The following is an 8,522-nucleotide window of genomic DNA, read 5'->3' as shown; positions in this document are numbered from 1 at the left end:
GCGGCGTTCGTGCACGCCCGCGCCGCCGACCTGTCCGCCCGCGACCCCGGGCCCGCGGCCGCGCCGACGTCGGCGTCACGGATCCTGGGGCATCTGCGGACGGCACTGGCTTCGATCCTCTAGAAAGGAGCCATGCCCAATGTCTCCCGTCACTCGTCGCTGGCACCTGCTTACACCGGCCGGATGTCGACCGCCCCTGTCCCGGCGTTGCGACTGCCGGACGAATCGATGGACCCGGAGCTGACCTACCGGTACATCCACGACGAGTTGATGCTCGACGGCAGTTCGCGGTTGAACCTGGCCACGTTCGTCACCACCTGGATGGACCCCGAGGCCGACCGGCTGATGGCGGAGACGTTCGACAAGAACATGATCGACAAGGACGAGTACCCGGTCACCGCCGCGATCGAGCAGCGCTGTGTGTGCATGGTCGCCGACCTGTTCCATGCCGAGCACCTGCGCGACGACGACCCGTCCACCGCGATCGGGGTGTCCACCGTCGGCTCCAGCGAGGCGGTCATGCTGGCCGGGCTGGCGATGAAGTGGCGGTGGCGGGCCAGGCAGGAGAAGGCGGGCAGGGACTGGAAGGCCCGCACGCCGAATCTGGTGATGGGCTCCAACGTGCAGGTCGTATGGGAGAAGTTCTGCCGCTACTTCGACGTGGAGGCGCGCTACCTGCCGATGGAGGAGGGCCGCTACGTCATCACTCCCGAGCAGGTGGCCGACGCCGTCGACGAGGACACCATCGGGGTGGTCGCGATCCTGGGCACCACCTACACCGGGGAGCTCGAACCCGTCGGTGACATCTGCGCCGCACTGGACACCGTGGCCGCCGAGCGTGGTGTGGACGTTCCGGTACACGTGGATGCGGCCAGCGGCGGGTTCGTGGTGCCGTTCCTGCACCCGGACGTGGTGTGGGATTTCCGGCTGCCGCGGGTGGCCTCGATCAACGTCAGCGGTCACAAGTACGGCCTGACCTACCCGGGCATCGGCTTCGTGGTGTGGCGCAACGTCGAGCATCTGCCCGAGGAGCTGGTGTTCCGGGTGAACTACCTCGGCGGTGACATGCCGACGTTCACGCTGAACTTCTCCCGCCCCGGCAACCAGGTGGTCGGCCAGTACTACAACTTCCTGCGGCTGGGCCGCGAGGGTTACACCCAGGTGATGCGCAGTCTGTCCGACACCGCGCAGTGGCTGGCCCGCGAACTGGAAGGGATGCCCGGGCCGAACGGCAAGCCGGTCTTCGAGGTGATCTCCGACGGTTCGGCGATCCCGGTGGTGGCGTTCAAGCTGGTCGAGGGCACCGAGTACACCGTGTTCGACATCTCGGCGCTGCTGCGCGGCTACGGGTGGCAGGTGCCCGCCTACACGATGCCCGACAACGCCAGTGACGTCGCGGTGCTGCGGGTGGTGGTCCGGGAGGGATTCTCGGCGAACCTGGCGCGCGCGCTGCGCGACGACCTGCTGGAGGTGCTGGGCAAGCTGGCCAAGGTCGGTGTCGGCGCGTTCTCCGACGAGCAGCATTTCGCCCACTGACGACCCGCCTGGGACAATCGCGTGCAGTGACCACCACGCCGACTATGACTCAGAACATGCCCCAGGCTCAGCCGACCGCGACCGTCGACCTCGACGCGATCGCCCACAACGTCGCTGTGCTGCGCGAACACGCCGGCTCAGCGGCGGTGATGGCTGTCGTGAAGGCCGACGGGTACGGCCACGGAGCCACCCCGGTGGCCCGCGCCGCGCTGGCTGCCGGGGCGGCCGAACTCGGCGTCGCGACCCTGCACGAGGCGCTGGCGCTGCGCGGTGACGGGATCACCGCGCGCGTGCTGGCCTGGCTGCATCCGCCCGGCACCGATTTCGCGCCCGCGCTGCTGGCCGACGTCGACGTGGCGGTGTCGTCGGGGCGCCAGCTCGACGACGTCCTCGACGCGGTCGCGCGCACCGGACGCACCGCGAACGTGACGGTCAAGGTGGACACCGGGCTCAGCCGCAACGGGGTCGGTGAAGCCGAGTACCCGGCCGTGGTGGACGCGTTGCGCCGCGCGCAGAGCGACGGCGCGGTGCACGTGCGCGGGTTGATGTCCCATTTGGCCCACGGCGACACCCCCGATCACCCGTTCAATGACGTGCAGGCGCGCCGGCTGACCGAGATGGCCGCCTCGGCGCGGTCCCGCGGGGTGGCTTACGAGGTCGTGCACCTGAGCAATTCGCCCGCCGCGCTGACGAGGCCGGACCTGGCGTTCGACCTGGTGCGCCCGGGCATCGCGGTCTACGGGCAGACGCCGATCCCCGAGCGCGGGGACATGGGGCTGCGTCCGGCGATGACCGTGCGCTGCCCGGTGGTGAAGGTGCGGTCGGTGCCCGCCGGTGCCGCCGTGTCCTACGGGCACACCTGGACCGCGCCGGCGGACACCACGCTGGCGCTGATCCCGGCCGGGTACGCAGACGGGGTGTTCCGCGCGCTGAGTAACCGATTCGAGGTCTCGATCAACGGCCGCCGGTATCCGAACGTGGGACGGGTCTGCATGGATCAGTTCGTGGTGGACCTCGGTCCCGGCCGGGTGGACGTGGCCGAGGGTGACGACGCGATCTTGTTCGGGCCGGGTACCGACGGTGAGCCGACCGCGCAGGACTGGGCGGAGCTGCTGGGCACCATCAACTACGAGGTGGTGACCAGCCCGCGGGGCCGGATCGCACGCACGTACGTGGGCGGGCCGCGATGAGCCGAGGACGAGGCTGGCTCGCCGGCGCGGCGGGCGTGGCTGCCGTCGGCTCTGCGGCCGGGGTGTCGGTGGCACGGTCGATCCGGCGCCGGGTGACCGCCGAAGACCCGCACCGCGACGAGGATTTCGAGCTGCTCGACGCTGACCGGGGCTGCGTCGTGACCACCCCGGACGGGGTTCCGCTGACGGTGCGCGAGGTGGGGCCCACCGATGCCCCGTTGACCGTGGTGTTCTCGCACGGGTTCTGCCTACGGATGGGGTCGTTCCACTTCCAGCGTGACCGCCTGACCGAGCAGTGGGGCGATCAGGTCCGGATGGTGTTCTACGACCAGCGCGGCCATGGCCGGTCCGGTGAGGCGCCGCCGCGGACCTACACCGTCGAACAGCTCGGCCAGGACCTGGAGAGCGTCCTGGCGGTGATGGCGCCGAAGGGGCCGGTGGTGCTGGTCGGGCATTCCATGGGCGGGATGACCGTGCTCTCACACGCCCGCCAGTTCCCGCAGCGCTATCCGACGCGCGTGGTCGGCGTCGCGTTGATCTCGTCTGCGGCCGAGGGGGTTTCTCGGTCACCGGTGGGCGAAATCCTGCGGAACCCGGCGTTGGAGGCGGTGCGCTTCGCGGCCAGGTACGCGCCGAAACTGGTGCACCGCAGCCGCGGCGCCGCGCGGTCGGTGATCGCGCCGATCCTGCGCGCAGCGTCCTACGGTGACGAGAAGATCAGTCCCAGTGTGGTGGCGTTCTCCGAGCGGATGATGCACGACACCCCGATCACCACGCTGGTGGAGTTCCTGCACGCGCTCGAAGTGCACGACGAGACCGCGGCGCTGGAGACGCTGAGCAAGGTACCGACGCTGGTCGCGTGCGGTGACCGCGATCTGCTGACGCCGGTGGAGTACTCGAGGGAGATGGCGGCGGCGCTGAGCAGATCGGAGCTCGTGATCGTCGGCGGCGCCGGACATCTCGTTCAATTGGAGCGGCCGGAGGTCATCAACGACGCGCTGGTGCGGCTGGTGGAGCGGGCCACGCCGTCGAAGTTGGTGGCGTTGACCCGGCGGGTGAAGGAACGGATCCGGTCCCATGGATGATCGCTCGGGCAACATCGAACTGCTCGGCGTCGACGATACGATCGCGCTGGGCGCCAGGCTGGGCAGGCAGCTGCGCGCCGGCGACGTCGTCGTGCTGTCGGGGCCGCTGGGCGCAGGAAAGACGGTGCTGGCCAAAGGGATAGCGCAGGCTCTGGATGTGGAGGGCCCGGTGGTGTCCCCGACGTTCGTCTTGGCCCGGGTGCACCGGGCGCGTCGCGACGGGGCACCGGCGATGGTGCACGTCGACCTGTACCGGCTTCTCGACCAGGAATCGGTGGACCTTCTGGCCGAACTGGATTCGCTGGACCTCGACACCGATCTCGACGACGCCGTGGTGGTGGTCGAGTGGGGCGAGGGTCTGGCCGAGAGACTTTCGGACAGTCACCTCGACATCTGGCTGGAGCGGACGGCCGACACCGATGCGCGGACCGCGATCTGGCAGTGGAGCAGGCCATGAGCAGAATCGTGCTGGCGATCGACACGGCGACTCCCGCGGTGACGGCCGGGGTGGTGCGGGTCGACGGCGATGCGGTCGAGGTGCTGGCCGAGCAGGTCACCGTGGACGCCCGGGCGCATGCCGAGCGGTTGACGCCGAATGTCGTTGACGCGCTGCGTATCGCGGGTGTGACGGTCGATCAGCTCGACGCCGTGGTGGTGGGTTGCGGCCCCGGCCCGTTCACCGGGCTGCGGGTCGGGATGGCGACGGCGGCGGCCTTCGGGCATGCGCTCGGTGTCCCCGTGCGCGGGGTGTGCAGCCTGGACGCGATCGCGGTCGGCACGTCCGGCGACGTGCTGGTGGTCACCGATGCCCGCCGCCGCGAGGTGTACTGGGCGCGTTACCGTGACGGCCGGCGGATCGACGGGCCTGCGGTGAACGCCGCAGCCGATGTGCCCCCGGGGGCCGAGGCGGTGGCCGGGTCGCCCGAGCACGCCGCGATGTTCGCGCTGCCCCGGCTGGCTCCGGTGTATCCCACGGCGGCGGGTCTGGTTGCTGCGGTGGACGATTGGGTGTCGGAGCCCGAGCCGTTGGTGCCGCTGTACTTGCGTAGACCGGACGCCAAACCGTCGCAGGCGGTGTCGCGGTGACCGTCGAGTACGGGCTGCTGACGCCGGGGGACGCGGCGCGGTGCGCGGAACTGGAAGCCCAGTTGTTCGACGGCGACGATCCCTGGCCGGAGCGTGCGTTCGTGGCTGAGCTGGCCGCCAAGAACAACCACTACGTCGCGGCGCGGGTGGACGACAAGCTGGTCGGGTACGCGGGCATCGCCCGGCTGGGCCGGTGCGAGCCGTATGAATACGAGATCCACACCGTGGGTGTGGATCCGGCCTACCAGGGGCAGGGCATCGGTAGGGGCATGCTCGCCCGGCTGATCGACTATGCCGGTGACGGGGCGATCTACCTGGAGGTCCGCACCGACAACACCGCGGCGATCGCGCTGTACGAGAGCGAAGGGTTCGTGAGAGTCGGTGTGCGCAAACGGTACTACCGGGTCAGCGGCGCGGACGCCTACACGATGAAACGGGAGCAGCGATGATCATCCTGGCCATCGAGAGTTCGTGCGACGAGACCGGCGTCGGCATCGCCGAACTCGGCGACGACGGGACGGTGACGCTGCTGGCCGACGAGGTGGCCTCCAGCGTCGACGAGCACGCCCGCTTCGGCGGCGTGGTTCCCGAGATCGCTTCGCGGGCGCACCTGGAGGCATTGGGTCCGACGATGCGGCGCGCGCTGGAGACGGCCGGGGTGACGAAGCCCGACGTGGTCGCCGCGACGATCGGACCGGGCCTGGCCGGTGCGTTACTGGTGGGGGTGGCCGCGGCCAAGGCGTACGCGGCGGCGTGGCAGGTGCCGTTCTATGCGGTCAATCACCTCGGTGGGCACCTGGCGGCCGACGTCTACGACCACGGTCCGCTGCCGGAGAGCATCGGGCTGCTGGTGTCGGGCGGGCACACGAACCTGCTGCACGTGCGGTCGCTGGGGGAACCGATCATCGAGTTGGGTGCCACCGTCGACGACGCCGCAGGCGAGGCGTACGACAAGATCGCCCGGCTGCTGGGGCTCGGTTATCCGGGCGGCCGCGTGCTCGATGAGCTTGCGCGCGAGGGTGATCGGACCGCTATCACCTTCCCGCGGGGGATGACCGGTCCGCGTGACGATCCGTACGCGTTCAGTTTCTCCGGGCTCAAGACGGCGGTGGCGCGGTATGTGGAGCGGCATCCGGAGGCGTCGCAGGCCGATGTGGCGGCGGGGTTCCAGGAGGCGGTCGCCGACGTGCTGACCGCGAAGGCGGTGCGGGCGGCCAAGGAGCTCGGGGTGTCGACGCTGCTGATCGCCGGGGGAGTAGCGGCGAACTCGCGGCTGCGCGAGCTGGCGCAGCAGCGGTGCGAGGAGGCCGGGATGACTCTGCGGATCCCGCGGCCGCGGCTGTGCACCGACAACGGTGCGATGATCGCGTCGTTCGCGGCGCACCTGATCGCGGCGGGGGCGGAGCCGTCGCCGCTGGACGCGGCCAGTGATCCGGGACTGCCGGTGGTGCAGGGGCAGGTGGCGTGAGCGGGCGGCTGGCCGACAAACTGGCGGTCACCGAATTGTTGTACCGCTACGCCGAGTTGATCGATGCCGGCGACTTCGACGGTGTCGGTGAACTTCTCGGGCGGGGCCACTTCATGGGTGTCGCGGGGGCCGATGCTGTCGCGGGCCTCTTCGCTGCGACCACGCGCCGTTTCCCTGAGCACGGGAATACCCCGCGCACAAGGCATCTCGTCTTGAATCCGATTGTGGACATCGACGGCGACACCGCTGCCTCGCGCTCGACGTTCTGCGTCGTGCAGCGCACCGACGCGGTCTCGCTCGCGCCGATCGTGGTGGGGCGCTACGCCGACACCTTCGCACGCGACATGGCAGGCTGGTACTTCACCTCGCGCACAGTCGATGTGGAGATGGTCGGGGACGTGTCCGACCACCTGATGATGGACCTGGGCCGCCTCGGTCAGAACGGTGGTGGGTCGTCGCCGTAGTCGGGTTCGCGCCATCGGGTGGCTGATTCCCGCGGGGTGTCGCTTCGTGGTGGCGGGGGTTGTCGTAGGTGCCGGTTGCGGCGGCGTTCGGCTTTGATGGATCGGGCGCGGTTGTGGGCGCGGGTGTTTCGACGTTTGGGCATCATCGACCCACGCTGGTCGCTGAGTGGCGGTTCCGGTGGGTCGCCGGTCCACAGGATGCCGGTCGGTGCGCACAGGGCCGGGAACAGCAGTCGGCTGCCCGGCTGGGTGGTGTAGGTGTGGCCGGTGGGTGCGGTCCAGACGACGGTCCCGTCGGGGTATTGCCGGTCGCGCCATCCGGAAGCACCGGTCCAGAACGTTTTCAGCAAATGATGAAAACGGCACAGGCACTTCAGGTTTGACGCATGCGTGGGTCCCAGCGGGTAGGGCACGGTGTGGTCGATGTCGGCCAGGGTGGCCGGTGCGTCACAGCCGGGGAAGCGGCAGGTGAGGTCGCGGCAGCGGATGAACTCGGCCAGCGCCCGCGACGGGGTGTAGCGGGGCTCGGGCCCGGACATGCCCGGATGCACCACCGGGCGGAATCGGGCGCCGTCGCACATCTGGGCCAGTAGCCGCGTCGGGGTCAGCCCGGCACCGAAGATGTAGGCCGGCTTGGCCCGCGGCGCGGGTTCGTCGCGGTGATCGGGGGCCTTGTCCTGGTCTCCGTCGGCCTGGTCTCCGTCGGCCTGGTCTCCGTCGGGCTGGTCGGCGCTGGTTTCGGGGGTGGGGTCGGTGAGGATGTAGACGGTGGTGTCGCGGGTGGGGGCGGGGTGGTCGGTGCCGGGGCAGGTCTCGTTGCCGCAGCGGCAGGCCAGCGTGGTGGTTGTGGTGGCCCCGGTCAGGCGGGCGGTGATGGCTGCGGCGCGGCGGGCTTCGAGGTTGCGGGGGTCGTCCTCGCACACGCTGAACGCCATCTGGTCCATCAACTGTTCGGCGATAGCGGCGTCCCCGGCGAACAGCCGCGCCCAGATCGTGGTGAACCCGGGCGGATCGGTGGGGCTACCGAACTCCACAGCCGGTTCGATCACGGACTCCTTCTTGGTGCGCACCGCGTCGCGGTCGTGGCGGGCCACCAGCGCGTCGATCTCGATCTCGGTCTTGGCCACCGACTTCGCACCCCAGCCGCTGATCTCGGCGGCCAGCTCGGCATCCACGGCAGCCATCACCGCCGGGTCGGTGATCAGATAGGTACGCCACACGATGGCCCGGACCAGCATGTCGCTGATCTGGCCGGCCAGAAACAGTGCGAACACCTTCGGCAGCCGGTCCCGCAACGCCACACCGCGGTGGGCCTGGGCGGAGGCCAGGCCGGCGGTGATGTGTTGGGCGGCGCCCAGTTCGGCGGTGACGGCGGCGTCGGGGTCGATCCACCACAGTTCGCGGTCCTCGGCCGACAGGCTGGTGCGCCGGATGAACAGTTCGGCCATCACCGCCAACTTGCGGGCGCATGCAGCGTTCTCGGCGCGGGCGCAGGCACGGACCGCGTCCACGAGTTCCGCGGGTGTCAGCGCGGCGAGCTGGTCAGGGTCACACACCCCCGAGATGTCGAACATGCGTTCGATTCTACCGGGTTTCACTGACTCAAGTGGCGGGTTTCTGCCAGCGGCTCGACCAATTCCTGCCAACCGAAATTATTGCCCTGACCTGCTGGTTCTAGTCATCAGAAGCAAAG

The 8,522-nt window shown here is 69.8% G+C and carries 9 protein-coding genes; 8 read left to right on the top strand and 1 reads right to left on the bottom strand.

Features of this window, described 5'->3' with window-relative positions:
* The first annotated feature begins 132 nt into the window (after window positions 1-132).
* Genes gad through MVA01S_RS27225 form a run of 8 tightly spaced genes read left to right on the top strand, consistent with a single transcriptional unit; the run spans window position 133 to window position 6,829 of the window.
* Entirely contained in the window at window positions 133-1,536 is a 1,404-nt protein-coding gene (gene gad / locus MVA01S_RS27260) for a glutamate decarboxylase (RefSeq protein ID WP_003929239.1), read from the top strand.
* A gap of 56 nt (window positions 1,537-1,592) precedes the next feature.
* The gene (alr, locus tag MVA01S_RS27255; RefSeq protein ID WP_003929240.1) at window positions 1,593-2,726 is read left to right on the top strand and encodes an alanine racemase; all 1,134 of its coding nucleotides are present in this window, start codon (window positions 1,593-1,595) and stop codon (window positions 2,724-2,726) included.
* Window positions 2,723-3,811, top strand: a complete 1,089-nt coding sequence (locus MVA01S_RS27250; protein ID WP_040540533.1) for an alpha/beta fold hydrolase — start codon at window positions 2,723-2,725, stop codon at window positions 3,809-3,811. The genes alr and MVA01S_RS27250 overlap by 4 nt, the downstream gene beginning before the upstream one ends.
* Complete coding sequence (gene tsaE, locus MVA01S_RS27245) at window positions 3,804-4,268, top strand: tRNA (adenosine(37)-N6)-threonylcarbamoyltransferase complex ATPase subunit type 1 TsaE (RefSeq protein ID WP_003929242.1); 465 nt, start codon at window positions 3,804-3,806, stop codon at window positions 4,266-4,268. The genes MVA01S_RS27250 and tsaE overlap by 8 nt, the downstream gene beginning before the upstream one ends.
* Window positions 4,265-4,897: a tRNA (adenosine(37)-N6)-threonylcarbamoyltransferase complex dimerization subunit type 1 TsaB gene (gene tsaB / locus MVA01S_RS27240; protein ID WP_003929243.1), complete on the top strand. Its 633-nt coding sequence runs from the start codon at window positions 4,265-4,267 to the stop codon at window positions 4,895-4,897. Before tsaE ends, tsaB begins: the two co-directional genes overlap by 4 nt.
* Window positions 4,894-5,346 (top strand): ribosomal protein S18-alanine N-acetyltransferase, encoded by a 453-nt coding sequence (gene rimI / locus MVA01S_RS27235; RefSeq protein ID WP_003929244.1) that lies wholly within the window; start codon window positions 4,894-4,896, stop codon window positions 5,344-5,346. The genes tsaB and rimI overlap by 4 nt, the downstream gene beginning before the upstream one ends.
* Window positions 5,343-6,365 carry a tRNA (adenosine(37)-N6)-threonylcarbamoyltransferase complex transferase subunit TsaD gene (tsaD, locus tag MVA01S_RS27230; RefSeq protein WP_003929245.1) on the top strand — a complete coding sequence of 341 codons (1,023 nt, stop codon included), beginning with the start codon at window positions 5,343-5,345 and terminating at the stop codon, window positions 6,363-6,365. Before rimI ends, tsaD begins: the two co-directional genes overlap by 4 nt.
* Entirely contained in the window at window positions 6,362-6,829 is a 468-nt protein-coding gene (locus MVA01S_RS27225) for a nuclear transport factor 2 family protein (protein ID WP_003929246.1), read from the top strand. Before tsaD ends, MVA01S_RS27225 begins: the two co-directional genes overlap by 4 nt.
* On the opposite strand, the gene MVA01S_RS27220 is transcribed toward MVA01S_RS27225, so the two are convergent.
* Window positions 6,802-8,403, bottom strand: a complete 1,602-nt coding sequence (locus tag MVA01S_RS27220; protein ID WP_003929247.1) for an HNH endonuclease signature motif containing protein — start codon at window positions 8,401-8,403, stop codon at window positions 6,802-6,804. The two genes, MVA01S_RS27225 and MVA01S_RS27220, sit on opposite strands and share 28 nt — an antisense overlap.
* Between the last annotated feature and the right edge of the window lie 119 nt (window positions 8,404-8,522).

The sequence above is a fragment of the Mycolicibacterium vaccae NBRC 14118 = CIP 105934 genome (assembly GCF_001552715.1).
Taxonomy (GTDB): Bacteria; Actinomycetota; Actinomycetes; order Mycobacteriales; family Mycobacteriaceae; genus Mycobacterium; species Mycobacterium vaccae.
The sequence above is the reverse complement of the archived record's forward strand: the minus strand, read 5'-3'. Positions and strand labels throughout refer to the sequence as shown.